Below are 26,293 nucleotides of genomic sequence, written 5' to 3'. Positions count from 1 at the left end.
TTCCGCGGCGGCGGCCACTGGCTACCGTGTCCCCATGGCAGACCAGGGGCCGCGGGACGAGTCCGCACGCGCCGCTGACGTGTTCGCCCTGCTGCAACGGGTCGGCGGGGCAAGCGGGGCAGAGCCCGCCCTGGAGTGGCTGGCGCGGCGCACCGGCGGGACCGCGGCGGTGGTCGCGGACGACGGCTCCGTCACCGCCTCGGCGGCCGGCCGCCCGAGCCGTGCCGCACTGGCCGCCGTGCGCGCACTGCGCCTGCGCGGCGCGCCGTCGGGGGTGACCGGCACCGGCAGGGGGCGCACCGCGCAGGTGGTGGCGCTCGGCCAGGGCGAGAGCCTCGTGGTCGAGGGGCGCGCGGACGACCGGCACGGCCCGCTCCTCGCCGACGCCGCCAGGGTGCTCGAACTGGCCCTGCGCTCGCAGGAGTACACCAGGGACCGGCGCCGCATGGAGACGGCGCGCGCCCGCGGCAGGGAGGCCGTGCTCCATTTGCTGGTGGGCGGCGACGTCGCGCTGGCCCACCGGGTCTCCGGCGCGATGGGGGACCGGCTGCCGGGACCGCTGCGCGTGTGCGTGGTCGAGGCCGCGGCAGCTGAGCGCGGCGCCGCCGCGGCCAGGCTGGAACGGGTCGCGGCGGGCGCGGCCTGGATCGTGCCGTGCCCCGTGCGCTCCCGGCACGTCATCGCGCTGGTGCCCGCCGGAGTCGCGGGCTGGGAGCGTGACGCGCTCGCAGAACTGCCGGAGTGCCGCATAGGGACCAGCGCCGAAGTGGCCCTGCGGGACACCGCCCTGGGCTACGAGCAGGCCTTCCACGCGCTGACCGCGGCGCGCGGTGCCCCGGGCCGCGGCGGGCGCTTCAGCAGCCACGACACCCTCGTGCCGCCGCTCGGCCCCGCCGGCGCCCGGTGGGCCGCCGGGGTGCTCGGGCCCTGCCTCGCGTACACACCGGCAAGGCGCTCCGATCCCGACGCGGCGGAGCTGCTGGACACACTGGCGTCCTGGCTGACCTTCGGCACCGGGGCCGACCGCCATCTGAAGATCCACCGCAACACCCTCACGGCCCGGGTGCGGCTCCTCGAACAGCTCCTGGAGACAGAGCTGTTGACCGGCGTCGCCGGGCGGGCGACCGTATGGCTCGCGCTGCGGCTGCGCACCCCCGCGGCCGCGCAGGGCCCCGGGGACGCGCCGGGGCTGCCCGCGCTGCTCGCGGCGCCCGCCGCGCAGCGCTGGGCCGGCGCCCGCACCCGCCCGCTCGGCGCGTCAGGTCTCGACGCCGTGCGCGCCTGGCTGCGCGCGGGCACCCGGCTCGCCGAGGCGGCCGCGGCGCTCGGCATCTCGCCGCCGGGGCTGCGCAAACGCCTCGTACGGGCGGAGGACGCCCTCGGCAGGTCGCTGCTGCACGCGCCGAGCGCCACCCACGAGCTGTGGCTCGCCCTCAGGGCGCTCGGCGAGCTGTGAGACCCCGCGGACCCCGCCACTGTGCGGGGCGAAACCCGGGGCGCGGGTCACTGGGCGAGAAAGACCTCGCCCCCTGCCGACCGCTCCTCTAGTGTCCTCCTGGCGCGGCCGGGGCGGTGGCGCGCGGGGGCCCGGCCGGCACGACCACGGGGGAGCCGTGCCGGTGGTCCCGCGGGCGCCTCCCCGGCGGCGCGCCTCAGGTGAGGTGTGCCACCAGGAGCGCGATCAGGGCGAGCGCCGGTGCGAGGACCTGGACCAGGGCCGCGCGGAGCTTGGTGCGGTCGCTCGACACGAGGACGAGGCCCGCGAGGACCATGCTGCCGGTGCCGGTGACCGCCAGCGTGGTGCCGACCGTCACCGTGCCCGCGAGCACCAGGACGGCGCCCACGAGGGCGGCCACGGCCAGGAACAGGTTGTAGAAGCCCTGGTTGTAAGCGAGTTGGCGGGTCTCCTTGGCCTGCTCCGCCGAGGTGCCGAAGGTCGCGCGGGTGGCGGGGGCCGTCCAGCGGAACGACTCGAGGACGAAGATGTAGAGGTGGATCAGCCCTGCGACCATGGCCAGGACGAGCCCCGCGACCAGCATGTGTGCTCCAGTAGTCCAACTGCCCCGCGACCGGGGGCTTCCGTGCCGTGCCGACGGCTGCGACAGGCCGCCGCATCGTAACAGCGTGCGCCTCGCGCGCCGGTGCCGGGCCCGTACGGGCCCCGACGCCGCGGAACGGCCGGGCGCCGCTGTTCCCGCGGGCCGGCGCCCGGCCCTGCCTCAGGAGGCTGCGGCCTCCGCGCGGCGCAGGGCGAGCAGGCTCACCATGTCGTAGGCGACGTGCGAGGCCGCGACCGAGGTGATGTCGGCGTGGTCGTAGGCGGGCGCCACCTCCACCACGTCGGCGCCGACGATCCTGGCGCCGGCCAGGCCGCGCAGGATTTCGAGCAGTTCGCGCGAGGTGAGGCCGCCCGCCTCCGGGGTGCCGGTGCCGGGGGCGTGCGCCGGGTCGAGGACGTCGATGTCGACGGAGACGTACAGCGGGCGGTCGCCGATCCGCTCCCGCACGGCGGCCACCGTCTCGTCCACACCGCGCCGCATCACGTCGGCCGCGGTCACGACGCCGAAGCCGAGCCGCCTGTCCTCGGCGAGGTCCGCCTTGCCGTACAGCGGACCCCGGGTGCCGATGTGGCTGAGCGCCTCGGTGTCGAGCAGCCCCTCCTCGACCGCCCGGCGGAACGGCGTGCCGTGGGTGTACGGCTCCCCGAAGTACGTGTCCCAGGTGTCCAGATGGGCGTCGAAGTGCAGCAGGGCCACGGGCCCGTGCACCCGGGCGGCGGCCCGCAGCAGCGGCAGCGAGAGCGTGTGGTCGCCGCCGACCGTCACCACCGAGGCGCCGTCCGCGGCGAGTTGGCCGACACGCTCCTCCACGGTCGCCACCGCCTGGCCGATGTCGTACGGATTCACGGCGATGTCGCCCGCGTCGGCGACCTGCACGGCGGCGAACGGGGACACGTCGAGCCCCGGGTGGTAGGGGCGCAGCAGCCTGCTGGCCTCGCGCACCGCGGCGGGCGCGAACCGCGCGCCCGGCCGGTAGGACACACCGCTGTCGAAGGGGATGCCGACCACGGCGACTTGGGCGCTGCCGACGTCTTCGAGGCGGGGCAGCCGCGCGAAGGTGGCGATGCCCGCGTAGCGCGGCACCACCGAGCTGTCGACGGGGCCCACAGGTCCTGCGGGTGCGCCGGTCGGCGGCTTCTGCTCGTTCGATGTCACGGGACGGGTTCCTCCATGTGGATAAGGAATGAGCGGTGCGGCGCGGGCGCGCCCGGTGGGGGAGCCCGCACGGCACCGGCAGCTTACGCCGCGGTCGCCTTTTGATTGCACGTCAGAAAGGGAAAGGGGAATGTCTTTCTCTTCTGCGAGGTCTTGCGGACGACTCTCCTGTGGGAATTGGTGCGGGTTCCGCTCGACCTTTGCCCGGCGATCTTCCGGGGCCTTGCGGCAGGCCGCGCGGCCGCCGTCCGCGGGGTGAATTCCTGATTGCGCGTCATTCTCGGGAGGGTGGGCCGCACGGAAGGAGGGAGCGTGGATCCATGGTGCCGTTATGGGCGATTTAGTGCTTTTCACACCTAAGCTCCCGTCTGGGCTTTTAGGGTAAGTTATTGCTCTCTGGCGGGTGTTGTCTGGGACGGTTGCGCCGCTGGTCGGTGATATGTGTCACCAGAAGGGGCGTGTGGGCCTGTTGAGGGCCTGCCTCATTTCGCGCGCGTCCAGGGCGCGTTGGGGCTTTCGGCGGCAGGGGGAAGATCGAGTATTCCCTCGCTGAACGCGTTTAAAGCATCGCTGCGTGAATTCAGAACTTGTTTCGCCGCGAGGTCTTCGCTTACGTTCTCGTCATTCCGGACAGACCGCCGAATCCTGCCGCTGCCCGGATACCTCAACCACTGAACTCATCCATACGGCAGGAGCGGGGGACCCAGGTAAGTCGCCGTGCCGCGCATGCGGACCGGCTCGGGGTGAAGCCGCAGCCATGCGGCCGGGCATCTCCAGCCCGAACCCGACAGCTCACCTCGCAGGCGACGGAGAGGAATTCAGCATGCCCAAAAAGGCCAGCCACCGCCGTCCCCTGTCCCGATCGCTGACCCGCGGCCTCATGGCCGCAGGTGTGGGCGGCGCGGTGATCGCCGTACCCCTGCTGACCGCCGCGGCCGCGGGCGCCGCGCCGGCCCCGCAGTCCGCAGCCCACGAGGCCGCGGTCCACCAGGCCGCCGAGGCCCCCGCGCAGGCCCGCACGGCCGCGCACACCGCCGCGGGCTCCGTGTACACCGTGGTGCCCGGCGACTCGCTCTCGAAGATCGCCTTCGACCACTCGCTGTCCGGCGGCTGGCACAAGCTGTACCAGGACAACCGGGAGGCCGTCGGCGGCAACCCGTCGCTCATCCACCCCGGCCTCAAGCTGTCCCTCGGGCACAAGGCCGCCGCCTCCGCCGCCCACACCACGGGCGCGACCGGCGGCACGGGTGAGCGCACCGCGCACACCGCGCACACCGCGCACAAGACCGTCATCAAGACAGAGAACACCGCGGACACCGCCCCGGCGAAGAAGGCCGCGGCTCCGGTGTACGCCGACAACCTGGACGGCTGGATACGCCAGTCGCTGGCCGTCATGGCCGAGCACGGCATCCCCGGCAGCTACGACGGCATCTACCGCAACATCATGCGCGAGTCGTCCGGCAACCCGACGGCGATCAACAACTGGGACTCCAACGCCGCCCAGGGCACCCCGTCCAAGGGCCTGCTCCAGGTGATCGACCCCACGTTCCAGACCTACCACGTCGCGGGCACCTCGATGGACCCGTACGACCCGGTGGCGAACATCACCGCCGCGTGCAACTACGCGGCCGCCACGTACGGCTCGATCGACAACGTCAACGGCCCGTACTGACGGACACACCACCCTGCTCGGGCCCGCCGGAACACACCGGCGGGCCCGAGCGGGGCGAGACGCGGAGGCCCGCCGGAGACACACCGGCGGGCCTCCGTGCGTCCTGCGCGCCTCCCGCGCGTCAGGAGGCGGAGTCCTTTTTGTTGGGAGATGCCGCGTACGCCTGAGAAGGCGTCATCGGTACGCCGTTGATCTCGACCGTCTTGTACCGGCTCACCTCGGCGCACGCCTTCGAGTCGTCGGCGGTGTCCGCGTGGGCGCCGGAGACGGCCTCGTGCGCGTTCCCGGAGCCGCCGCCCGAGGAGCTGCCTGGATAGGCGGCTCCCGAGGGCCAGTCCGAGCCGATGGTGAGCACGAGGCCCGCGGTGTCCGAGGACGTGACCTGGGAGGACGGCAGGCCGAGCGCGTCCGCCGCGGTCTGCGCCGCCGCCTTCTGCCCCGGGCCGTAGGCGAGCGTGGTACGCGCCACCGCGCTGCCCGCGTTGCCCGACGCCCCGACGGTGAAGCCCTTGCCGGTCAGGGCCGAGGCGACCGCGCCGGCCCGCCCGGTGATGCCGGTGCCGTTCTCCACGGACAGCGAGACGTCGGAGGGCGCGACCGAGGCCGAGGGCTGCGCCGCCTTGGACGGCGAGGCCGACGGCTGCCCACCCGCCGCCGTCTTCTTGCCGTTCGACGCGGTCAGCGACTTGTCGTCGGCGATCGCCGAGAACAGCGCGGTCGCGCCGGGCGCCGGGATCACCCGGTTCGCATCGGTCGGCGACTGCCCGGTCTGCATGGTGGTGAAGGTGATCCGCTTCGCCGGGACCTTGTTGAGGTCGTCGGCGAGCCCGATCAGCTTGCTGATGCTGCCGAGGCCGGTGTCCACCGTCATCGCCTTGGTCGCGCTGTCGGCCAGCGCGTAGACCTTCGGCGGGTCGGAGAGGGTGCCCGCGCTCTTGAACTTGCGGATCATCGCGCTCAGGAAGATGTGCTGCGCGTACGTGCGGCCCAGGTCGCTGCCGTCGCCCAGGCCGTGCCGCGTGCGGACGAACTCCAGCGCCGCGTCGCCCTTGAGGGTGTGCGTGCCCTTGGCGAGCTTGAGGTGCGAGTACGTGTCGTAGACGTTGTCGCTGACGCACACCGACACGCCGCCCACCGCGTCGGACATCTTCACCACACCGGAGAAGTCGAGCATCACGAAGTGGTCGATGGGGATGCCGGTGAGCTGGTGCACCGTGGAGACCTGGCAGGCGGGGCCGTACTGGAGCGCGCTGTTGATCTGGCCCTGGTAGCCGCCGGTCGAGGGGCCCCCGTCGCTGCCCTTGCAGGCGGGGATCTGCGTCTCGGTGTCGCGCGGGATGCTCATCACGGTCGCGTTGGACCGGTCGGCGGAGATGTGCACCACCATCTCGACGTCCGCGTTGTGCCCGGCGGTCGACGTGCTCGACCCGCAGCCGCCGCCGAGCTTGCAGTCGCTCGCCGAGTTCCGGCCGTCGGAGCCGATCGCCAGGATGTTGATCGGGGTCCTGCCGAAGGAGTCCGCCTTCTCCTTGGAACCGCCGTCGATGGCGATGCTGCGGATGTTGCCGCTGAGGTGCTCGTAGAGCCAGGCGCCGCCGCCCGCGACGATCAGGATCAGCGCGGACACCACCGTCAGCAGCGTCCTGACGATCCGCTTGCGCCGCGGCAGCGGCTTGGCGCGGCGCCGCCTGCTGCCCCGGTCCTTGGCGCGGGCCGCCTTGCGGGCCGCCGCCCGGCCGCCGGCGGGCGGCTCGCCCGGGCCCGCCCCGAGGTCCCGGCCGTCGCGGGACGTGCGCTGGCGCGGCGGCCCCGAGGGGCGGTGGCGGGTCGCCTGCCGGGCGCGTTCGCCCGCCCTCGGGTCCGTCATCTGCGAACTCCCTGTGCGTCAGTGGTCGGTGTGCGTGCTGACGGCCGACTGGCGGCTCAGTGGGCCGTGGCGGTGTCCCGCCCGGCCGCCTCGGACGCCGGCGCGGCGTCCTTGCGCGCGGTGGACACGACGCCGCCGATGGGCGCAGCCCCGGTCGCGTCCTGGGCCTGCGCCGCGTCCTTGCCGCCCGTCTCGTCCAGCGTCTTCATGGCCCTGACCTCGCTCTTGAAGATGCGCAGGGACTTGCCGATGCCGCGCGCCGCGTCCGGGAGCTTCTTCGAGCCGAACAGCAGGGCCACCACGAGTACGACCACGAGTACGTGCCAGGGCTCAAGACCGTTTCTGAGCATGCGACGCCACCTCCGGGTACGACGGGGACCGGCGGCGGACGCCACCGGTGCCCCAAGGTTGCCACATTACGCAACCGAGCAAGTGAGCGGCCCGGCGCTGTTCCTGTCGGGCCCCGGCCGATCCTCTCACTCGCGTAGGCTGACGGACCGGCCCGGCCGGCGACGCGCCCGGCTGCCGCCCCCACCCTGGCACGTCAATCTGTGGAGGTTCACGTGACACGGTCGCCCGCGAGACCGGCCGACCCCGAGGACGACGCGCTGCAGGACGCGGCAGCCACCTTCGGCCTGCTCTCGTCACCGGTCAGGCTGCACATCGTCTGGATACTCGCCCAGGGCGAGAGCGACGTCACCGGTCTCGCCGAGCGGGTCGGCGGATCGCTGCCCGCCGTCAGCCAGCACCTCGCCAAGCTGAAGCTCGCCGGGCTCGTCCACGCGCGCCGCGAGGGCCGCCGCCAGGTCTACTTCGTCGACGACCCCGCCCTCGTGACCGTCGTCCTGCTGGTGCTCGGCAGGCCCGGCGAGGCCGCCGACGCGCCCGGCGGCCTGCCCGCGGCGGTGTCGGGCCCGCGCGGCCCGGTGGCCTGACCCGCCCGCCCCATGCGCACCAGCGAGCCGCCGCCCGCGGGCGCCGCACCCGCCGCGCACCCGCGCCCCGGCCGGCGCGAAGGGACCGCGGCCACCACAGCAGTCACCACACTCGAAGTGCTGCGCCGCCTCGGCACCGGGCCGCGCGGCCTCACCGAGGCCGAGGCGGAGGACCGCCTCGTACGGCACGGCGAGAACACCCTGCCCGCCGCGCGCACCGCACCCCTGCTGCGCCGCTTCCTCGGCGGGGTGCGCGACCCCTTCACCGGCGTCCTGCTCTGCCTCGCCGCGGTCTCGGCCGCCGTCACGTCCTGGGGCACGGCCTGCGTCCTGACCGTCCTCGTCGCCGTCAGCTGCGCGCTGCGCGCCCGCGCGGGGCGGCAGGCCGACCGCTCGGCCGCGGCCCTGCACGGCGCGCTGCCCTCCACGGCGACCGTGCGGCGCCGCGCGGGGCCCTCGTACACCGAGACGCGCGAGCGCGAGGTGCCGGCCTGCGACCTGGTGCCGGGGGACATCGTCAGGCTCGCCCCCGGCGACCTGGTCCCCGCCGACGTGCGGCTGCTGCGGGCCACCGGCCTGAGCGTGCACCAGGCCGCGCTCACCGGGGAGTCCGTGCCGGTCGCCAAGCACCCGGTGGACGACCCCGAAGGGCCAGGAGGCCCGGGCAGCCGCGCACCGGCGGCCGCCGACGCCTTCGAGGCGCCGCACCTGTGCTTCCAGGGCAGCAGCGTCGCCGCGGGCAGCGCCACGGCCGTCGTCACCGCCACCGGGCCCGGCACCCGGTTCGCCACCGCGCACGGCACCGACCATGAGCACGGACCGCGCCAGGGCGGCGTGGAGCGGCCCTTCGACCGGTCGGTCAAGGGCGTCGTGTGGCTGCTGGTGCGGCTGATGGCGCTCACCCCGCCGCTGGTCCTGGCCGCGGGCGCGCTCCTGCACCGCAGCAGCCCCGAGTCGCCCGCCTTCGCGGTCGCCGTGGCGGTCGGCCTCACGCCCGAGATGCTGCCCGTCGTCGTCAACACCGTGCTGGCGCGCGGCGCCGGGCGCCTCGCAGGCCGCTACGGCGTCATCGTGAAGCGGCTGCCCGCGCTGCACGACCTGGGCGCGGTCGAGGTGCTGTGCACCGACAAGACCGGCACCCTCACACAGGACCTGCCGGTGCTCGACCGCACCCTCGCGCCGGACGGCGGCCCCTGCCCCGAGGCGCTCGCCTGGGCCGCGGTCAACAGCCTGGTCACTCTCCAGCTCGCCGAGGTCCCGCAGCCCGACCCGCTCGACGAGGCGGTCCTTGCCGCAGCGCCGCCCGGCGCCGCCGACCGCTACGAGGGCGTCGCCGCGCTCCCCCTCGACCCGGTGCGCCGCCGCTCCGCCGCCCTGGTGCGCGACGGCAGCGGCCACACCCTCGCCGTGAAGGGCGCCCCCGAGGACGTGCTCGACCGCTGCACCCGGCTGCGCACCAGGGAGGGGACGGCCGCGCTCGACCCGGCGGCGCGCGCCCGGCTCGACCGCCTCGCCGCGGACGCCGCGGGCGAGGGGCTCAGGGTGCTCGCCGTCGCGGTCGGCGATCTGCCGCTGCGGCCACGCCCGCTCACCTCGGCCGCCGAGAGCGGCCTCACCCTCGTCGGGTTCGTGGCGCTGCGGGACGCCCTCGCGCCGACCGCGGCCGACGCGCTCGCCTCCCTCGCCCGGCGTGGCGTGTCCCTCGCCGTGCTCACCGGCGACCACCCGGGCACCGCGGCCCGCGTCTGCCGCGACCTGGGCCTGACCGTCGCGCCCGAGGCCGTCGTCACCGGCGACACCGTCGACGCGCTCGACGACGCGGAGCTCGCCGCGCTCGCCGCCCGCACCACCGTCTTCGCCCGCTGCGCCCCCGAGCACAAGGCCCGGGTCGTACGGGCCCTGCGCGCCGCGGGGCGCACCACCGGGTACCTCGGCGACGGCGTCAACGACCTGCCGGCGCTGCGCGCGGCCGACCTCGGCATCTGTACGAAGGACGCGGCGCAGGTGGCGCGCGAGGCGGCCGGGGTGGTCCTCGCGACCAAGGACCTCACCGCGCTCTCCCACGCCGTCGCCTACGGGCGCCGCGCGAGCGCCGACATCGTCACCTATCTGCGCATCACCCTGTCGTCCAACGTCGGCAACGTGATCGCGATGCTCGGCGCCGGGCTGCTGCTGCCGTTCCTGCCGATGCTGCCTGCGCAGGTCCTGCTCCAGAACCTCTGCTTCGACGCGGCGCAGCTCACCCTGGCGCTCGACCGGCCGCCCGCGTCGGCCGCCGACCGGCCCGCCACCCTGCGCCCCGCCGGGCTGCTGCGCACCGTCGCCGGGTACGGGGTCCTCAACGCGGCCGCCGACCTCGCCACCTTCGGCGTGATCGCGCTCACCGGGCACCCGGGCGCCCACGCAGGGGGCGAGGCCGCCTTCCACGCGGGCTGGTTCACCGAGAACCTGCTCACCCAGGCGCTCGTGATGCTGCTGCTGCGGCCGCGCGGCGGCGCCACGCCCGCGCCGGTCAGGGCGGCGGCCGCCTTCCTCGCCGCGGTCGGCGTCGCGCTGCCGCTGCTGCCCGCCGGCGCCTCCTTCGGCATGGCACCGCCGCCGCCGGCGTACTACCCGCTGCTCGCGGCGCTCCTCGCGCTGTACGGCGCGGCGCTCGCCTGCGCGCGGGCGCGCCGGGCGCCCAGGGGTGCGGAAACCGGGCGGGCACCCGGGCCGTCGGGACAGGCGGACGGCGCGTGTACGGGCGCGGTGTCCCGGCACGCGGAAGGCGCCGCCCCCGGGCCCTTCGGACCGGGGGACGGCGCCCGCGCGCGGGTCAGATGACCGCGGACTCCAGCGCCTCGGGCGCGAACAGCTCCTCCGGCGTGCGCAGCCGGTCGGAGAGCCCCTGCTCGTGGTGGTAGCGCAGGAACGCGGAGAGCGTCCTGTGGTTGTCCGCCCCGAGCCCGTACGACCAGAAGTCGCTGCCCAGCAGGGCGCGTGCCTCTTCGAGCTGCGGCGTGAGCCACGGCAGCGTGAAGCGCAGCGCCGAGGTGTCGTACATGCTCTCGTAGGCGATCCGCTTGGATTCGAGCGCCGCCTTGTACAGCGACTGGGCCACCCACGGGTGGCGCTCGTAGACGTCCCTGCGCACCACCAGCACATGCATGATCGGGAAGATCCCGGTGTCCGCGTAGTACGCCTTCTCCGCGCCGATCACGTCGGGGAAGATCCGCTTGACCCGTGGGTCGCCCTGCGCGAAGGGGGCGGGGACGCGCGGGGTGACCAGCGCGTCGATCTCGCCCTCCGCCAGCATCGAGGAGAGCGTGCGGTCGGCGGGGATCGGGCTGATCCTCACCGAGTCGCCCAGGTCGACCCTGGCCTTCTCGATCCGGCCAGGGGTCTCCTGGCCGCCGGTGCGGTGCTCGTACGCGTCGAACGGCACGCCGTGCCGGTCGCCGACGACGCCGCGCATCCACACGCACGCCGTGAGCTGGAACTCGGGCGTGCCGACGACCTTGCCGCGCAGGTCCTCTGGCGACTCGATGCCCGCGTCGGCGTTCGCGTACCAGGAGCTGTGCCGGAACATCCGCGAGGTGTACACCGGCAGCGCCACGAACGGCGAGGGGTCCTGCCGCAGCGAGACCACATAGGAGGAGAGGGAGAGCTCGGCGACCTCGAACTCCCGGTGGCGCATCATCCGGAAGAAGGTCTCCTCGACCGGCAGCCGCAGATACGTCAGGTCGATGCCGTCCGGCCTTACGGTCTCCTCCCACAGGGCGCGGGTGCGGTCGTAGTCGCCGCAGGCCATGGTGAGCGCGAGTCGGGGCATGCCCGCTACCTGCCTTCCGCCGTGAGCTTCGCGTCGAGCCTGGGGTAGACGCGCCGGGCGTTGCCCTCGTAGACCTGCCTCAGCTGCTCCTGCGAGAGCCCCGCGCCGTCCACGTACTGCTTGGTGTCGTCCCAGGCCACGCCGGTCTCCGGGTCGACACCGCGCACGGCGCCCAGCATCTCGGAGGCGAACAGGACGTTGCCGGTGGGGACGACCCGCGTCAGCAGGTCGACCCCGGGCTGGTGGTACACGCAGGTGTCGAAGAAGACGTGGCCCATCAGCCGCACGGTCGGGTCGGGCAGCCCCATCCGCATCGCGAGGCCCCGGTAGCGGCCCCAGTGGTAGGGCACGGCGCCGCCGCCGTGCGGGAGTACGAACCGCAGCCCGGGGAACCGCTCGAACAGCTCGCCGCCGTCCTGCACGAGCTGCATGAACACCGAGGTGTCGGCGTTGAGGTAGTGCGCGCCGAGGGTGTGGAACGCCGGGTTGCAGGACGTCGACACGTGCACCATCGCCGGCACGTCGAGCTCGGCGAGCACGTCGTACAGCGGGAACCAGTACGGGTCGGTCAGTGGCGGCGACGTCCAGTGGCCGCCCGAGGGGTCCGGGTTGAGATTGGCCCCCACGAACCCCAACTGCTCGACGCAGCGCCTCAGTTCGGCGATGACGTCGTCCAGCGGGCCGTTCGCGGTCTGCGGCAGCTGGCACACGGCGGCGAAGTGCTCGGGAAAGAGCGAGGCGGCCCGGTGCACCAGGTCGTTGCTCGCCTCGGCCCAGGCGGCCGCGGTCGCCCGGTCGGTGACGTGGTGCTCCATGCCGGAGGCCTTCGGCGAGAACACCATCAGGTCGCCGCCGCGCTCGCGCAGGACCTTCAGCTGGTGGTTCTCCACCGACTCGCGTACCGCGTCGTCGCTGATCGGCGCGAGCCGCGGCACCGGCAGCGCCGGATCGGCGAGCCGCGCCAACTGGGCGTCCCTGAACGCCTGGAGCTGCGGCGGAGCGGTGGTGTAGTGGCCGTGGATGTCGATGATCACCGCGGGCTCACTCCCCGGCCGCGGGTTCTGCGTAGTCCGTGTACGTGAGGCCCTTGGCGGCCAGGCGCTCGCGCATGCTGTTGACGTCGAGGCCGAGTTCGCCGTTCGCGTACCGGTCGCGGGAGCGCGCCTCCTTGTCCTCCCGGGCCCGGGAGGCCGCCGCCACGTCGGCGGCGGTCAGCCGCGGCACCACCACGACGCCGTCGTCGTCCGCGACGATCACGTCGCCCGGGTGGATGATCTGGCCCGCGCAGGCCACCGGCACCCCGACGTCGCCCAGCGTCTCCTTGACCGTGCCGAAGGCGCAGACGTGGCGCGACCACACGGGGAAGCCCATCGCGGTCAGCTCGGCGATGTCCCGGCAGCCCGCGTCGATGACGAGGCCGCGCACCCCGTGCGCGGCCACGGAGGTGGCGAGCAGCTCGCCGAAGTAGCCCGCGTCCGAGGGGGAGGTGGGGGAGACCACCAGGATGTCCCCCGGCCGGCACTGCTCGACGGCGACGTGCAGCATCCAGTTGTCCGCGGGCGGCACGCTGACCGTCACCGCCGACCCCGCGATGTGCGCGCCCGGGTAGATGGGCCGCAGGGCGGAGGAGAGCAGGCCGGTGCGGCCCTGCGCCTCGTGGACGGTGGCCACGCCGAAGCGGGCGAGCGCCTCGACGGCGTCCTTGTCGGCGCGCGGTGTGTTCCGTACGACGGTGCCGCTCATGCCGCCTCCGCCCAGGGGAGCAGGGAGACGTGCACGGCGTCCTCGCCGCTCTCGCCGCCGACCGTGCGGATGGCCCGGTCGGTCTCGCTGAGCGGGAAGGTGTGCGTCGCCAGCTTCTCCAGCGGGAAGCGGCCCGACGCCAGCTGTTCGAGGGCGAGTTCGCAGGCGCGGTAGCTGTGGCCGCGTGCACTCTTCATCGCGATGGACTTCTCGGTGAGCTTCTTGAGCGGGAAGTCGGGGAAGGCGGCCACCTCACCCTGGACCACCATGGTGCCCTCGCGGCGCTTGAGCGCGTCGATGCCGAGCAGCACGGGCGCGGTGCCCGCGCCCGCCGTGCAGTCGAGGACGACGTCCACGCCGCGCCCGCCGGTCAGCTCCATCACCCGGGCGAGCGCGTCCTCCTCGCGCACGTCGATGACGGCGTCCGCGCCCAGTTCCTTGGCCATCGCGAGGCGCGCCGCGTCCTTCGTGGTGCCCGTCATGATGATGAGGGAGGCGCCGGCCTGCTTGCAGGCGACGACCTGCGAGAGGCCCTGCTGCCCGGGGCCCTGGATCAGCACGGTGTTCGCGTAGCCGACGCCGGCGGTGACCAGCGCCCACTCGATGCCGTTGGACAACGGCGTGACGAGCCCGGCCAGTTCGGCGGAGACGCCGTCCGGGACGCGGTGCGTCACCGAGTTCCACGGAAGGTAGAGGTACTGCGAGAAGCCGCCCCACAGGTGGTACGGGTTGTTCGCCGAGGTGTACCCGTAGCGGCGCGCGTCGGGGTTGGTGCGCCAGTCGGTGGCCTCGCAGTGGCGGTACTCGCCCGCGTGGCACCAGGCACAGCGCATACAGCCCACGTAGTGCTCGACGAAGATGCGGTCGCCCTCGCGCAGGCCCTTGCGCTCGGTGAACTCGCGGCCGGCCTTGGCGATCACACCGACGTTCTCGTGGCCCATGATCACCGGGTCGGTGAACGGCGGCTTCCCGTACATCTTGACGTCCGTGCCGCAGATGCCGGCGACCTCCACCTTCAGGAGCGCGCCGTCGGCCGGGATGTCCGGCATCGCGAACTCCTGGAGCTCGGTCGTGCCCGGCCCCGTCCTGACCGCCGCCAACACCTGCTCTGCCATGACTTCTCCTCACCCGTGGGGAACGTTCTCCGGTGGGCTTTCCCGCGATGGTTTGCGTGCGGGACGATACTCTATGGCCTGATGGACTGACCATGCTACCTTTCGGCAGTCGATAGGTCCGTGCGCGACAGAATCGAGCAGCAGACATGGCAGACACGGCCGGCACCGCCGACGAACGCCGTCTTCTCGCGGTGACCCGCACCCAGGGGGACAACGAGGCGCTCAAGACGGGGGAGGTGAAGCCGCAGGGCTGGTCCTTCGCCTTCGAAGAGGTCCCCGTCCTGGTGCACGCCTTCCGCCGGATGGTGCGCGGCCTCGCATTCGACGTCAGCGAGATGGCGCTCACCACCTACCTGGTCGCCAAGGAGCACGGCGCACGCTTCACCGCCGTCCCCGCCTTCCTGGTGCGCGGCTTCCACCACGGAGCCATCCACTACAACCCGGCCCGCTGGCCCTCGGTCAAGAGCCCCAAGGACCTGGAGGGCCACAAGGTCGGGGTGAGCCGCGGCTACACCGTCACCACCGGGGTGTGGGCGCGCGCCGTCCTCCAGGAGGAGTACGGCGTCGACCTGTCGACGATCACCTGGGTGCTCTCGGGCGACGAGCACGTCGCCTCCTACGAACCGCCGTCCAACGTCGAGAGCATGCCCGAGGGCGCCACCCTGGAACAGCTCCTCGCCGACGGGGAGCTCGCCGCCTGCATCGGCGCCGGCGCCGACGTGCCCGGCGTCGTCCCGCTCGTCCCGGACGCCGAGGAGGCCGGCTTCGCCGCGCTCCAGACCCGCGGCTTCTACCCGATCAACCACCTGGTGGTGGTCAAGGACGAACTCCTGCGGGAGCGCCCCGAGCTGGGCGCCGAGGTCTTCGACGCGTTCGCGCGCGCCAAGCGCCTCTACGTCGACCGGCTGCGCGCCGGGGCCATCGAGAACCCCACCGCCACCGACCGGATGTACGCACGCGTCCTGGAGACCACGGGCGAGGACCCCCTCCCGTACGGCATCGCCCCCAACAGGGCCGTGCTGGAGACCCTGATGCGGCACGCGGTCGACCAGCGCATCCTGCGCAGGCCCGCCGCCCTCGAAGACGTCTTCGCCAAGACCACCCTGGACGTGACCGGCTGATGCGCGTCGCCCTCACCGCCGACCACAACGGGGCCGCCCTGCGCGTCCGCCTCGCGGCGCGCCTCGCGGCCGGCGGGTACGAGGTCGACGACCGCGGCGGCGCGCCGGACGGCGACACCGTCGTCGACTACCCCGCGCTCTGCGCCGACGTCTGCGCCGAGGTGGCCGCGGGCCGCGCCGACCGCGGCATCGTCCTCGGCGGCAGCGGCCTCGGGGAGACCATCGCCTGCAACAAGGTCGGCGGCATCAGGGCCGGGCTCTGCCACGACCTGTGGAGCGCCGGGATCTCCCGCGGCAACAACGACGCCAACGTCCTCGTCCTGGCCGCCAAGACGCTGCCGCCCGAGACCGCGGAGGAGATCGCGGCCACCTGGCTCGCCACCCCCTTCAAGGGAGGCGTCCACGCCCGCAGGGTCGCCCAGATCGAGGCCATCGAGCGCGGCCGCCCCCTGCCCCGCACACCGGGGCACACCCCATGAGCCCCCGGGCGGGCCCGGCGGCCCGCCCGGGACCCCCGTGCGCAGCCGCCGTGCTCAGGCAGGGTGCGCGGCCGAACCCTCCGGTACGCCGCGCGGGCCCGCGTACCCCGTCGGCAGCTGCTGCTCGGCCCAGGTGATCTTGCCGGACGACGTGTAGCGGGTGCCCCAGCGCTCCGCGAACTGCGCCACCAGGAACAGGCCGCGGCCGCCCTCGTCGGTGGCCGCGGCCTGCCCCAGGTGCGGGGCGGTGCTGCTGCCGTCCGAGACTTCGCTGATCAGCTGCCGGTCGAGCAGCAGCCGCACCCCGATGGGCCCTGTGGCGTACCGGATCGCGTTGGTCACCAGCTCGCTCAGGATGAGCTCGGTGACGAAAGCCGTCTCCCCGAGGCCCCACTCCGCGAGCTTCGCCGACACCGCGGTCCGCACGTCGGCCACCGCCGCCGGGTCGTTCGGCACCTCCCAGCGCGCCACCCGCTCCCGCGGCAGCACCCGGGTGCGCGCCACCAGCAGCGCCGTGTCGTCCGCGCTGCGCCCCGGCGTCACCAGCGTGTCGAGCACCGCGGCGCACACCTCCTCGGGGCAGCCCCGCGCCCCGGCCAGCACCGCCGCAAGGCCGGCGAGGCCCTCGTCGATGTCCCGCCCGCGCTCCTCCACCAGCCCGTCCGTGTACAGCACCAGCTCGCTGCCCTCGGGCACCACCACCTCCGCCGTCTCGAACGGCAGTCCGCCCACGCCGAGCGGCGGCCCCGCGGGCAGGTCGAGGAAGCGCACCCGGCCCTCGGGCGTCACCAGCGCGGGCGGCAGGTGCCCGGCCCGCGCCATGGTGCAGCGCCTCTCGACCGGGTCGTACACCGCGTACAGGCAGGTCGCGCCCATGATCCCCTGGTCGGACTCGGCGGAGCCGCTCTCCTGCCCGATCCGGTCGGCCAGCTCGTCCATGCGCGCGAGCAGCTCGTCGGGCGGCAGGTCGAGCGCGGAGAACACATGCACCGCCGTGCGCAGCCGCCCCATCGTCACCGCGGCCTGCACGCCCTGCCCGACCACGTCGCCCACCACGAGCGCCACCCGCGCCCCCGGCAGCGGGATGACGTCGAACCAGTCGCCGCCCACGTTCGTCTGCGCGGGCAGGTAGCGGTACGCCACGTCCAGCGCGTTCTGCTCCGGCAGCCCGCTCGGCAGCAGGCTGCGCTGGAGGGTCGCCGCCATGCCGTGCTCCCGGGTGAAGCGGCGTGCGTTGTCGATGGAGACGGCGGCCCGCGCGGCCAGCTCCTCCGCGAGCGCCAGGTCGTCGTCCTCGAACGTCCCCGAGTCCTCGGAGAGCCAGAAGTTCACCACGCCGAGCACCGTGTCCCGCGCGATCAGCGGCACCGAGAGCAGCGAGGTGATGCCGTACGCCACCACCTCGCGGGCGCGCTCCGGGTACTGCCGGTGCCACGCCCCGGCGGCGCGCAGGTCGGGCTCCAGCACGGCGTGCCCGCTCAGCAGCCCCCGCACCTGGGGGGACGTCTCCGTGAGCCGCAGCTGCTCGCCCGGCCTGAACAGCGGATGGTCCTCGAGCACCCCGGCGCACGCGGCGCGCCGGAAGGAGCGCACGGCGCCGCCGCCCGGCTCGTCGCCTGCGAGCACCTGCTCCACCAGGTCGACCGTGACGAAGTCCGCGAACTGCGGCACGGCCACCTCCGCCAGCTCCTCGGCGGTACGCGTCACGTCCAGCGTCGTGCCGATGCCGAGCCCCGCCTGGTAGAGCAGTTCGAGGCGGCTGCTCGCGGCCTCTGCGCGGCCCGAGAGCGCCTTCAGCTCCGTGGAGTCGCGCAGCGTCACGACGCTGCCGGGCGGCCCGCCGTCCGTGCCGGTGCGCCGCTGGTTGACGGCGAGCACCCGGCCGCCCACCAGGTGCACCTCGTCGGTCGCGGTGCGGTTCGACGTCAGCAGCTCCGCCACCGGCGCGGGCAGCCCCAGCTCGCGCACCGGGCGCCCGAGCGCGTCCTTCGGCAGGTCGAGCAGCCGGTGCGCCTCGTCGTTGGCGAGCAGCAGCGCGCCGTCGCCGTCCACGATCAGCACGCCCTCGCGCGCCGCGTGCAGGACGGCGTCGTGGTGCTCGTACATCCGGGTGATCTCGGCGGGGCCGAGGCCGTGGGTGTGGCGCAGCAGGCGCCTGCTGATCAGCCCGGCGCCCCCGGTGATCACGGCGACCGCGGCGGCCGCGCCGCCGAGCAGCACCGGCATCTGGCGGCTCACCGCGTCGCTGACGCTGCTCGTGCGCACCCCGGCGCCGACCGCGCCGACCACCCGGCCTTCGTCGTCGCGCACCGGGACGAAGGTCCGGTACTGCGGACTGACCGAGCCGACCGCCTTGCTCTGCACGGTGTGCCCGGCGAGCAGCGGCGCCATGTCCTGGTTGGTGTGCCGGCCGATCAGGTCGGGGATGGCGGCGGTCAGCCGCACGCCCGCGCGGTCCACCACCGTCACGAAGTCCACGTCCGCGCCGTCGGCAGCGGCGCGGGAGCGCGGCTGGAGCACCTCGGAGGCGCCGGGCGACGTGATGGCACGCGCCACGCCCGGCGTGTTGGCGAAGCCCTCGGCCACCGCCAGGGTCCGGTGCGAGGCGTCCTGGGAACTCTCGTGCTGCACGGTGAGCACGAGCAGCACGCCGGCGCCGACCGCGACCAGCAGCACCACGACGACCTGGAGCAGGAACATCTGCCCCACGACCGAGCGCGGGCTCAACAGCGACCAGGCACTGACCCGGCCGCGCCGCCGCTCGCCGGCGGCCCGGTCCTGCCGGGGAGAACCCTGGTGCCGATGTCGTGCCATATGCCATTTTTACCCGTACGTGACGGGGTTGCCGAGCGGCGTGCGCCGACCGGTGCCGGGGCCGCCGGGGGACGGCGCCCCTGGGCGGCCCGGGCGACTCCGGCGGCCCCGCGCGGCCCCGGCGGTCAGGCGCCGGACAGGAACCGCGCGATGCGCGCGGGTGCGTTCTCCTCCGTCTGCTCCGCCACCGGCACGTCCCAGTACTCGTTGTGCGGCAGGCACTCCTGGAGGTAGCGGGCGGCCGAGGGGGCGTGCGAGGTGTCCTGTCCGGGGACGATCAGCGCGGGCACGTCGAGCGTCAGCAGGTCCTCGGGCTCGGCGCCCGGCACGGTGTCCCGGTCGAAGAGGTGGCGCACGAGACCCGTCACCGTCGTCGCGTACCGCTCGGGCTCGACGGCCGCGTACCGCTCGGCGAACTCCTCGTCGGTGCGCAGCACCGAGACCCAGGGCCCCACCCGCGGATCCGCGGTGAAGCCCGCCGTGGTCGAGCGCGCCAGCTCCACGACCGCCTTCAGCCCCTCGGCCTGCGCGAAGGAGAGGTGTTCGAGGAAGCGCGCGTGCTGCTTCATCCGGTACTTCACCCCGCCGGCCGGCGAGTACAGCACCATGCTCAGCACCCGCTCGGGGTGCGCGACGCCGAACGCCGCCACCGTGGAGCACCCCACACAGCCGCCCATCAGGTGGGCGCGCTCGATGCCGAGGTGGTCGAGCAGGCCCGCGCCCTGGGCCACGTAGTGCGCCCAGGAGATCCGCTCGACCCGCCCGCCCGACTGCCCCGACTCGCGGCGGTCGAAGGTGATGCACGTGAAGGAGCGCGAGAGGTGGTCGAGCAGGTTCAGCCGCTTGTAGACGCCGACCGTGCGCCAGCTCTCCAGCGTCGAGTCGAAGCCGCCGGGCGAGAACATCAGCAGCGCGGGGCCGCTGCCGGTCACCCGGTAGCGGGTGCGCAGCCCGCCGATCTCCGCCGTGCCCGTCCCGTCGTCCTGCGTGTCGGTGGTCGCCATGGGGCCCGCTCCTCTCAGTTCCCGGTCTGCGCGGCGGCGCCTGCGCCGTCTGAGGGAGGCACCGGGATGCCGCCCGCGACCTGCCGCGCCGCCCGCACGTCCGCCGCGTAGGAGCTGATCGCGTCGAGCGTGATCCGCGCGACGTTCGCGTACGTGTCCGGCGGGTCGTCCACGGCGGAGGCCGCGTACCCGATGGCCGCGTGCGCCATCCGCATCCGGCCGTCGAGCCAGGGCCCGCCGCCGAAGCCGCCGACCACCGGCACGGAGACGGCCTGCGCGACGGCCGCGCCCACCGCGGGGCCCGAGTTGGTGAAGTTCAGCAGCACGGCGCCCGCCTCTTCGAGGCGCTTGGCCTCCGCGACCATGGCGTCCTTCATCTCCACCGGCACCGCGTCGGCAGCCGAGGGGATCGCCTTGTACTCGACGCCGTAGCGCAGCGCCGTCTGCGGGGTGATGCCGAACTGGGCGAAGACCGGGATGCCGGCGCGGGTGATCTCGGTGACCGCCTCGGGGAAGTCGGACGCCGCGTCGACCTTGACCATGTCGACCCCCGCCTCCTTCACGAAGCGGATCGCGGCGCTCACCGCGCTCGCCGTCCCCTCCTGGAGGGGGCCGAACGGGAAGTCGACGCTGACCAGCGCGCGGCTCACGCCCCTGCGCACGGCCTGCGCCACGGTCACCATCTGGTCCATGGTGATCTCGAAGGGGTTGGCCTGCCCCCACAGGTTGACGCCGACGGTGTCGCCCACCGACACGATCTCCACGCCCGCCCGGTCCACGAGCCGGGCGATCTGGTAGTCCCAGGCGACGACGCCGACGATCTTGCGGCCCTCGTCCTTCATGCGCTGGAGCGTGCCTGTCGTGACCTTCTCGGCCATGAGCCGCGCACCGCCTTTCCTTCGTCTCCACGGCCGGATGCCCGGCCCATGACCAGCGCGAGGGGCCGGGCGGGGTCTCTCTTCCTCCCCCCGAAAGGCCGGCCCCTCGCCGCGCCGCTCACACCCGCAGGGCGGTGAGCAGTTCGAACACGTCGTTCTCGTCGGCCGACGGGAGCAGCACCCGGGCGTACGGGCGCAGCGCGGCGACGGCGTCCTGCGCCTCGTAGTCGATGCCGAGCACGAGGCCCGCCGTCGTGATCCCGCGCTCGCGGCAGATCCGCCCGATCGCCTCCGCGTAGTGCCTGCCGGTGTCCTCGGTGGCCAGCACGACCACCACGTCCGTCCCGGTGAGCACCTGCGCGAGGGGCGCGGGCACGCCGTCGAGGCGGCGCAGCAGCGGGTCGCGGGGGTCGCCGCCCTCGCAGGCGTAGAACCGCGCGTGCGCCCACTGCCGCCCCGCGACGTGCCGGGCGACGGCGACCGCCCGCTCGTCGAGGGCGATGACGCGCGCGGCGCGCGCCGGCACGATCGGCCGGTCGATGCGGAAGCGCGACTCGTAGGCGGAGGTGGCCCGTGCGCACTCGCTGAGGGCAGGCGCCTGCGGCGGCGCCGTGGCCCGGTCGAGCTCGGTTGTCCGCGCCATGGTCACACCGTGGTCTGGCGCACGCCGGGCTGCACCGTCACGGCGTCCCTGCAGGCGTCGAGGAAGGACTCGGCCTGGGGCAGGACGACCGCCGCCGAGCGGACCTTGTGGTGCTCGGGGTCCACCCCGGGAGGCGTCACGCCCTCGTCGCGCAGCGCGAGCACCGCCTTGCGCAGCTTCTGGCGCGCCTTGATGATGCCGCTGTCCGCGGGCACGAGGCGCTCCTTGGTGCGGTCGACGATCGGACCCATGGACTCCTGGAGCGACGCGTCCTGCATGGCGATGCCCTCGACGCCCGAGTACGTCTCGCCGCGCTTCTGCGCCTCGCGGTCGATGAGGTAGTCGTTGTCCATGTTGGCGGCGGGGCGGTAGGTGCCGGGGATGTTCTTGCTGTGCACCCCGAAGCCGTCCTTCATGTGCTGCCGCTCGGCCTCGGTCAGCGCGCGGACGGGGTGGTAGTCGAAGGAGTAGGCCCAGCAGTTCTCGTCGTCGATCGGCACCCAGAAGTGGCCGTGCACCGGGTGGTCGCCGCGCGGCGGGACCATCGTGAAGCAGGGCATCACCCAGGGCGTGATCCGCCAGTAGTACTGGCCGTCCTCGGCGTTGCGCCGCGCGCCCACGAACAGCCCGCCCTCGGTGTCGGCGACCTCGAAGAACGGCTTGGTGTCGTTGGCGTTGTAGTCGTTGCCCTTGGAGCCCTTGAACAGCGGGTCGGTCTTGAGGCCGCCGGAGTGCAGGAACGTCACATGGCTGGAGTCGATGCCGCCCTCGAACGCCTGCAGCCAGTTGCACTGCTGCCAGCGCTTGGAGGTGTAGTTCTGCTCCTCCGGGACGTGCACGAACTCGAACTCGGGCAGTGGCGGCGTCTTGGCCGGGTCGCCCATGTAGGTCCACAGCACGTCGCCGATCTTGACCAGCGGGTACGAGGTCAGCTTGACGTTCTCGCAGAAGCTGCTGTTGTCCGCCTCCGACGGCACCTCTATGCACTGCCCGGTGACGTCGTACTTCCAGCCGTGGTACGGGCAGCGCAGCCCCGAGCCCTCGTTGCGGCCGAACCACAGCGAGGCGCCGCGGTGGGCGCAGAACTCGTCCATCAGGCCGTAGCGGCCTTCGCTGTCACGGAAGGCGACCATGCGCTCGGACAGGAGCTTCACGCGCACCGGGGGGCAGTCGTCCTCCGGCAGTTCCTCGGCGAGCATCGCCGGAAGCCAGTACTGCCGGAACAGCTCGCCCATGGGCGTACCAGGACCGGTCTGCGTGAGCAGCTCGTTGATGTCTTTTCTAAGCACGGCCGTTTCCCTTTCACGTGATGGCCCGCCACCGGGGTGGCGGCAACCCTGCGTTGGCGCGCGGCGCAGCGGTCAGGGCTGCTCCGGGGGGATCTCGACGGTCAGCCCGTCGAGTTCCTCCGTGACACGGATCTGGCAGGACAGGCGGCTCGTCTCGCGCCGGTCGGCCACCGCCATGTCGAGCAGGTCCTCCTCCATGTCGCCCGGCTGCCCCACCAGGGGGGCGAAGCCCTGGCCCACGTACACATGGCAGGTGGCGCAGGAGCAGTTGCCGCCGCACTCCGCGACGATCCCGGGGACTCCGTTCTTGACCGCAGCGGCCATGACGGATTCACCGACCGTGGCGTCGACCGTGTAGGCGCGGCCCGAGCTGTCGGTATAGGTCACTTTGGACAAGATCCCTCGTGTCCTCTCACTTGGACGTCCCCGAAGTGCCGGGACGCACGGCCTCTGACGCACGGGGCCGTTGGTATGTCCATTAGACCAGAACGCCCGTCGGCGGCACAAGCGCTCGTCGCGGGCTGTGTGGCGGGCCCGCCGGGTGGGCATCGACGCCGTTGACACGCCGAAAACCCTGGCCTTAGGGTCCTACCAATGCGCCGCCATGGCACTCCCCTCCGAGTAAAAGGTCGGGAAGATGCGAAGGAGAGGTCCGGACGAGACCGTCCCGCGGCGCGCCGGCCCCTCGTCGCGGGGACCGGGTACGACGACAGGGAGGGCCCCGCATGGCCAAGGACGCGATCGTCAACGACAGCCTGGCGGCGAAGTTCGCCACCGAGAAGGACTCCCCCTACACCCGCTGGGTCGCGGACGAGGGCCTCGACATCATCGCCGCGCACTATGTGCCGGACCTGCGCACCGTGGAGCTCAAGCCGTGGGCGCGCCGCGGCGGCCGGGGCGTGTTCATCAACCACGAGGCGACCCGCACGTCCAACGACTGCTACGTCTGCGAGATCCCCGCGGGCGGCAAGCTCGCCCCGCAGCGCCAGCTGTTCGAGGAGATGATCCTCGTCCTGGACGGCAACGGCTCCACCAAGGTGTGGAACGACAAGGGCGCCGAGGTCACCTTCGAGTGGGGGCCAGGGGCGCTGTTCGCGATCCCGCTCAACGCCCACCACCAGCACTTCAACGGCTCGGGCAGCAAGGCGGCCCGGTTCGTCTCGTCGACGAACATGCCACCCATCATCAACCTCTACGACGACGTCGACTTCGTCTTCGGCACGGAGAAGGACTTCCCGAACCGCTTCGACGGCGAGCCCGACTACTTCGCGCCCAAGGGCGAGCAGAAGGGCCTCCTCCTCGACACCAACTTCGTCGCGGACGCGGTCAACCTGCCGCTGATCGAGGCCAAGGAGCGCGGCGCAGGCGGCGGCCACATCCGCTTCAACATGGCGCGCGGCTCGATGAACAGCCACATCTCGCAGTTCCCCGTGGGCACGTACAAGAAGGGCCACCGGCACGGCCCCGGCGCCCACGTGATCATCCTCTCCGGCACCGGCTACAGCCTGATGTGGCCCGAGGGCGAGGAGCCCCGCCGCTACGAGTGGGGTCCCGGCAGCCTGATCGTGCCGCCCAACATGTGGTTCCACCAGCACTTCAACACCGGTGACGAGCCCGGCCGCTACCTCGCCTTCAAGCACGAGGTCGTGTCCGTGCGCAACGCGCAGGGCGTGCCGAAGGCGTGGATCAGCATGCGCATCGGCGGCGACCAGATCGACTACGCGGACGAGGCGCCGCTGGTGCGCGACATGTTCCGCGAGGAGCTGGCGAAGGTCGGCCTGAAGCCGCAGATGGACGAGGTCTACGAGGCCGAGATCCCCAACCTGCCGCCCAAGCCGTAGCCCCCCGGGCTCCCCGGCCCGAGCGGCGCCCGCGCCGGGCGGCCCGCAGGACGCCCCCGCCACCCCCCCGTCCCGACCCCGTGCGGCCCGCCTGAGCACCCGGCGGGCCGCACGGCACAGGAGGAGCACCCCCGTGCAGCACGACGAGCACTCCGGCCACCCGCACGGCGGCCACGCGCACCCCAGCCACTCCCACGGGCACGACGGCGGCGCGGGGGACGAGCGGAGCGTGTACTCCGCTGCCTGGGCCCCCGACGACGACCACGTCCACGACGACGAACCGCTCGGCGCCCTTGAGGACAACCCGATCTGGCAGCAGGACAACGTCACACTGCACAGCGTCGGCATGGACATCGGCTCGTCCGGCACCCAGGTGGTCTTCTCCGAACTGCGGCTGCGCCGCATCAGCGAGGACCTCACCAGCCGCTACATCGTGGTGCGGCGCGCCACCACCTACCGCTCGCCGGTCGAGCTGACGCCGTACGCGAGCGCCGAGCACATCGACGCGGAGGCCCTCGGCTCGATCATCGACCGCGCCTACAACGCCGCCCGGGTCCACCCCGACCGGGTCGACACCGGCGTCGTCATCCTCACCGGCGAGGCCCTGCGGCGGCAGAACGCCGAGGCCATCGCGGGCGTCCTCGCCGAGCGCGGCGGCGAACTCGTCACCGCGACCGCGGGCCACCACATGGAGGCCATGCTCGCCGCCTACGGCTCCGGCGCCGCGCAGACCTCGTACGACAGGGGCCTGCGCATCCTCAACGTCGACATCGGCGGCGGCACCACCAAGCTCGCCCTCGTCGAGGGCGGCCGGGTGCTGCGCACCGCGGCCGTGCACATCGGCGGGCGGCTCCAGGTAACCGACGACGCGGGCCGCGTCGTACGGCTCGACCCCGCGGGGCGCGGCCACGCGGCGCGCGCCGGCTTCAGCTGGGAGCTGGGCGACACCGCGGCCCCCGAGGAGTGCGCCAAGGTCGCGGAGACCATGGCGGACACCCTGATCACCGCCCTGACCGCGGACCCGCTCCCGGACGACGTGGCGGCACTCTTCCTCACCGAGCCGCTCGGGCCGCTCGGCCGCGTCGACGGCGTGATGGTCTCCGGCGGCGTCGCCGAGTACGTCTACGAGCGCGAGGAGCGCCGCTTCGGCGACCTCGGCATGCCGCTCGGCCAGGCCCTGCGCCGCCGCCTCGACACCGGGGCGCTGCCCTACCCGCTGCTGCCCGCGGGGGAGTGCATCAGGGCGACCGCGCTCGGCGCGAGCGAGTACAGCGTGCAGCTCAGCGGCAACACCGGCTTCATCACGGCACCGGACACGCTGCTGCCCCGCCGCAACCTCCAAGTCGTCAAGCCCGTCTACACGTTGGGGGAGGACGTCGACGCGGCCGGGATCGCGGACGCGGTACGCCGCCACCTCGTCGCGCTGGACGTGTCGCCCGAGGCGGACGTCGCGCTCGCCATGGGCTGGCAGGGCCTGCCGAGCTACGAGCGCGTCGTCGCGCTCGCCCGGGGCGTCCGCGACGGCCTCGCGGAGCGCACCGCCCTGGGGCGCCCGGTCTACGTGATGCTCGACGGCGACGTCGCCATGACGCTCGGCCGGCTGCTGCGCGACGAACTCGGCGTCTCCAGTGACCTCCTGGTGATCGACGGGGTGAGCCTGCGCGACTTCGACTACATCGACATCGGCCGCCGGCGCTTCCCCTCCAACACGGTCCCCGTGACCATCAAGTCCCTGATCTTCAGCGAGGATCCGCGCGCGACCGCATGACGTGCGCGCGGGCGCACGGGAAGGGGGCCGGCCGCCACGGCGGCCCCGCGACACGGCGCGCGCCTGGGCCCGCCACCCGGTGATGGGGCACTTCTGGG

22 protein-coding genes and 1 riboswitch are annotated in these 26,293 nt (G+C 73.5%); of the genes, 8 read left to right on the top strand and 14 right to left on the bottom strand.

Annotated elements, in window-relative coordinates:
* Nucleotides 1-34 precede the first annotated feature (34 nt).
* Nucleotides 35-1,456, top strand: coding sequence for a helix-turn-helix domain-containing protein (locus AB0910_RS05920; protein ID WP_366743294.1), 1,422 nt, complete (start codon nt 35-37; stop codon nt 1,454-1,456).
* 196 nt (nt 1,457-1,652) lie between these two features.
* Here the strand turns inward: AB0910_RS05920 and AB0910_RS05915 are convergent, their stop codons facing one another.
* Both AB0910_RS05915 and speB read right to left on the bottom strand, forming a co-directional pair.
* A complete protein-coding gene (locus tag AB0910_RS05915) occupies nt 1,653-2,039 on the bottom strand; it encodes a DUF1304 domain-containing protein (RefSeq protein WP_366743293.1) in 387 nt (128 codons plus the stop codon).
* Nucleotides 2,040-2,219: 180 nt separating this feature from the next.
* A complete protein-coding gene (gene speB / locus AB0910_RS05910; protein ID WP_366743292.1) occupies nt 2,220-3,215 on the bottom strand; it encodes an agmatinase in 996 nt (331 codons plus the stop codon).
* A 659-nt stretch (nt 3,216-3,874) separates the two neighbouring features.
* Nucleotides 3,875-4,034, top strand: a riboswitch (cyclic di-AMP (ydaO/yuaA leader).
* 4 nt (nt 4,035-4,038) lie between these two features.
* Here speB and AB0910_RS05905 point away from each other — a divergent pair.
* Nucleotides 4,039-4,887, top strand: coding sequence for a transglycosylase SLT domain-containing protein (locus tag AB0910_RS05905; protein WP_366743291.1), 849 nt, complete (start codon nt 4,039-4,041; stop codon nt 4,885-4,887).
* A gap of 121 nt (nt 4,888-5,008) precedes the next feature.
* Here the strand turns inward: AB0910_RS05905 and AB0910_RS05900 are convergent, their stop codons facing one another.
* Together AB0910_RS05900 and tatA are read right to left on the bottom strand one after the other, a co-directional pair.
* The gene (locus AB0910_RS05900) at nt 5,009-6,754 is read right to left on the bottom strand and encodes an LCP family protein (protein WP_366743290.1); all 1,746 of its coding nucleotides are present in this window, start codon (nt 6,752-6,754) and stop codon (nt 5,009-5,011) included.
* Between the two features lie 56 nt (nt 6,755-6,810).
* Nucleotides 6,811-7,104 carry a Sec-independent protein translocase subunit TatA gene (tatA, locus tag AB0910_RS05895; RefSeq protein WP_366743289.1) on the bottom strand — a complete coding sequence of 98 codons (294 nt, stop codon included), beginning with the start codon at nt 7,102-7,104 and terminating at the stop codon, nt 6,811-6,813.
* 213 nt (nt 7,105-7,317) lie between these two features.
* Here tatA and AB0910_RS05890 point away from each other — a divergent pair, with 213 nt between their 5' ends.
* Both AB0910_RS05890 and mgtA read left to right on the top strand, forming a co-directional pair.
* Entirely contained in the window at nt 7,318-7,689 is a 372-nt protein-coding gene (locus AB0910_RS05890; protein WP_366743288.1) for a metalloregulator ArsR/SmtB family transcription factor, read from the top strand.
* 12 nt (nt 7,690-7,701) lie between these two features.
* Nucleotides 7,702-10,512 carry a magnesium-translocating P-type ATPase gene (gene mgtA / locus AB0910_RS05885; protein WP_366743287.1) on the top strand — a complete coding sequence of 937 codons (2,811 nt, stop codon included), beginning with the start codon at nt 7,702-7,704 and terminating at the stop codon, nt 10,510-10,512.
* Here the strand turns inward: mgtA and AB0910_RS05880 are convergent.
* The 4 genes from AB0910_RS05880 to AB0910_RS05865 are packed head-to-tail and all read right to left on the bottom strand — an operon-like array spanning nt 10,505 to nt 14,358.
* Nucleotides 10,505-11,500, bottom strand: a complete 996-nt coding sequence (locus AB0910_RS05880) for an ABC transporter substrate-binding protein (protein ID WP_366743286.1) — start codon at nt 11,498-11,500, stop codon at nt 10,505-10,507. The genes mgtA and AB0910_RS05880 overlap by 8 nt on opposite strands.
* A gap of 5 nt (nt 11,501-11,505) precedes the next feature.
* Nucleotides 11,506-12,534, bottom strand: coding sequence for an amidohydrolase family protein (locus tag AB0910_RS05875; protein WP_366743285.1), 1,029 nt, complete (start codon nt 12,532-12,534; stop codon nt 11,506-11,508).
* 7 nt (nt 12,535-12,541) lie between these two features.
* Nucleotides 12,542-13,243 (bottom strand): 4-carboxy-4-hydroxy-2-oxoadipate aldolase/oxaloacetate decarboxylase, encoded by a 702-nt coding sequence (locus AB0910_RS05870; RefSeq protein WP_366743284.1) that lies wholly within the window; start codon nt 13,241-13,243, stop codon nt 12,542-12,544.
* Nucleotides 13,240-14,358, bottom strand: coding sequence for a zinc-binding dehydrogenase (locus AB0910_RS05865; protein WP_366743283.1), 1,119 nt, complete (start codon nt 14,356-14,358; stop codon nt 13,240-13,242). Before AB0910_RS05865 ends, AB0910_RS05870 begins: the two co-directional genes overlap by 4 nt.
* 146 nt (nt 14,359-14,504) lie before the next feature.
* Between AB0910_RS05865 and AB0910_RS05860 the strand changes: the two genes are divergently transcribed.
* The gene (locus tag AB0910_RS05860; protein ID WP_366743282.1) at nt 14,505-15,479 is read left to right on the top strand and encodes an ABC transporter substrate-binding protein; all 975 of its coding nucleotides are present in this window, start codon (nt 14,505-14,507) and stop codon (nt 15,477-15,479) included.
* Entirely contained in the window at nt 15,479-15,958 is a 480-nt protein-coding gene (locus AB0910_RS05855; RefSeq protein WP_366743281.1) for an RpiB/LacA/LacB family sugar-phosphate isomerase, read from the top strand. Before AB0910_RS05860 ends, AB0910_RS05855 begins: the two co-directional genes overlap by 1 nt.
* A 54-nt stretch (nt 15,959-16,012) precedes the next feature.
* Here the strand turns inward: AB0910_RS05855 and AB0910_RS05850 are convergent, their stop codons facing one another.
* The 6 genes from AB0910_RS05850 to AB0910_RS05825 form a co-directional block, all read right to left on the bottom strand.
* Nucleotides 16,013-18,658 carry a SpoIIE family protein phosphatase gene (locus AB0910_RS05850; RefSeq protein WP_366743482.1) on the bottom strand — a complete coding sequence of 882 codons (2,646 nt, stop codon included), beginning with the start codon at nt 18,656-18,658 and terminating at the stop codon, nt 16,013-16,015.
* A 239-nt stretch (nt 18,659-18,897) separates the two neighbouring features.
* The gene (locus tag AB0910_RS05845; protein ID WP_366743280.1) at nt 18,898-19,776 is read right to left on the bottom strand and encodes an alpha/beta hydrolase; all 879 of its coding nucleotides are present in this window, start codon (nt 19,774-19,776) and stop codon (nt 18,898-18,900) included.
* Between the two features lie 14 nt (nt 19,777-19,790).
* Complete coding sequence (locus tag AB0910_RS05840) at nt 19,791-20,654, bottom strand: 3-methyl-2-oxobutanoate hydroxymethyltransferase (RefSeq protein ID WP_366743279.1); 864 nt, start codon at nt 20,652-20,654, stop codon at nt 19,791-19,793.
* A gap of 118 nt (nt 20,655-20,772) precedes the next feature.
* Nucleotides 20,773-21,297 carry a 3-methyl-2-oxobutanoate hydroxymethyltransferase gene (locus AB0910_RS05835; protein ID WP_366743278.1) on the bottom strand — a complete coding sequence of 175 codons (525 nt, stop codon included), beginning with the start codon at nt 21,295-21,297 and terminating at the stop codon, nt 20,773-20,775.
* 2 nt (nt 21,298-21,299) lie between these two features.
* Entirely contained in the window at nt 21,300-22,586 is a 1,287-nt protein-coding gene (locus AB0910_RS05830) for an aromatic ring-hydroxylating dioxygenase subunit alpha (protein ID WP_366743277.1), read from the bottom strand.
* Between the two features lie 72 nt (nt 22,587-22,658).
* Nucleotides 22,659-22,973, bottom strand: coding sequence for a 2Fe-2S iron-sulfur cluster-binding protein (locus tag AB0910_RS05825; protein WP_366743276.1), 315 nt, complete (start codon nt 22,971-22,973; stop codon nt 22,659-22,661).
* A gap of 338 nt (nt 22,974-23,311) precedes the next feature.
* Between AB0910_RS05825 and AB0910_RS05820 the strand changes: the two genes are divergently transcribed.
* Nucleotides 23,312-24,427: an ethanolamine ammonia lyase-activating protein gene (locus tag AB0910_RS05820; RefSeq protein WP_366743275.1), complete on the top strand. Its 1,116-nt coding sequence runs from the start codon at nt 23,312-23,314 to the stop codon at nt 24,425-24,427.
* A gap of 133 nt (nt 24,428-24,560) precedes the next feature.
* A complete protein-coding gene (locus AB0910_RS05815) occupies nt 24,561-26,195 on the top strand; it encodes an ethanolamine ammonia-lyase reactivating factor EutA (RefSeq protein ID WP_366743274.1) in 1,635 nt (544 codons plus the stop codon).
* Nucleotides 26,196-26,293: the final 98 nt, after the last annotated feature.

The organism is Streptomyces sp. NPDC047002, assembly GCF_040704505.1.
Classification (GTDB): Bacteria; Actinomycetota; Actinomycetes; order Streptomycetales; family Streptomycetaceae; genus Streptomyces.
This window is presented reverse-complemented; position numbering and strand designations above follow the sequence as displayed.

Bases quoted from the DNA above. Each gene is read 5' to 3' on its own strand.
- AB0910_RS05865 (WP_366743283.1), bottom strand. From the start codon at position 14,358: ATGGCAGAGCAGGTGTTGGCGGCGGTCAGGACGGGGCCGGGCACGACC.
- AB0910_RS05855 (WP_366743281.1), top strand. From the start codon at position 15,479: ATGCGCGTCGCCCTCACCGCCGACCACAACGGGGCCGCCCTGCGCGTC.
- AB0910_RS05835 (WP_366743278.1), bottom strand. From the start codon at position 21,297: ATGGCGCGGACAACCGAGCTCGACCGGGCCACGGCGCCGCCGCAGGCG.
- AB0910_RS05840 (WP_366743279.1), bottom strand. From the start codon at position 20,654: ATGGCCGAGAAGGTCACGACAGGCACGCTCCAGCGCATGAAGGACGAG.
- AB0910_RS05845 (WP_366743280.1), bottom strand. From the start codon at position 19,776: ATGGCGACCACCGACACGCAGGACGACGGGACGGGCACGGCGGAGATC.
- AB0910_RS05870 (WP_366743284.1), bottom strand. From the start codon at position 13,243: ATGAGCGGCACCGTCGTACGGAACACACCGCGCGCCGACAAGGACGCC.
- AB0910_RS05920 (WP_366743294.1), top strand. From the start codon at position 35: ATGGCAGACCAGGGGCCGCGGGACGAGTCCGCACGCGCCGCTGACGTG.
- AB0910_RS05820 (WP_366743275.1), top strand. From the start codon at position 23,312: ATGGCCAAGGACGCGATCGTCAACGACAGCCTGGCGGCGAAGTTCGCC.
- AB0910_RS05900 (WP_366743290.1), bottom strand. From the start codon at position 6,754: ATGACGGACCCGAGGGCGGGCGAACGCGCCCGGCAGGCGACCCGCCAC.
- AB0910_RS05905 (WP_366743291.1), top strand. From the start codon at position 4,039: ATGCCCAAAAAGGCCAGCCACCGCCGTCCCCTGTCCCGATCGCTGACC.
- AB0910_RS05850 (WP_366743482.1), bottom strand. From the start codon at position 18,658: ATGTTCCTGCTCCAGGTCGTCGTGGTGCTGCTGGTCGCGGTCGGCGCC.
- AB0910_RS05860 (WP_366743282.1), top strand. From the start codon at position 14,505: ATGGCAGACACGGCCGGCACCGCCGACGAACGCCGTCTTCTCGCGGTG.
- mgtA (WP_366743287.1), top strand. From the start codon at position 7,702: ATGCGCACCAGCGAGCCGCCGCCCGCGGGCGCCGCACCCGCCGCGCAC.
- tatA (WP_366743289.1), bottom strand. From the start codon at position 7,104: ATGCTCAGAAACGGTCTTGAGCCCTGGCACGTACTCGTGGTCGTACTC.
- AB0910_RS05880 (WP_366743286.1), bottom strand. From the start codon at position 11,500: ATGCCCCGACTCGCGCTCACCATGGCCTGCGGCGACTACGACCGCACC.
- AB0910_RS05915 (WP_366743293.1), bottom strand. From the start codon at position 2,039: ATGCTGGTCGCGGGGCTCGTCCTGGCCATGGTCGCAGGGCTGATCCAC.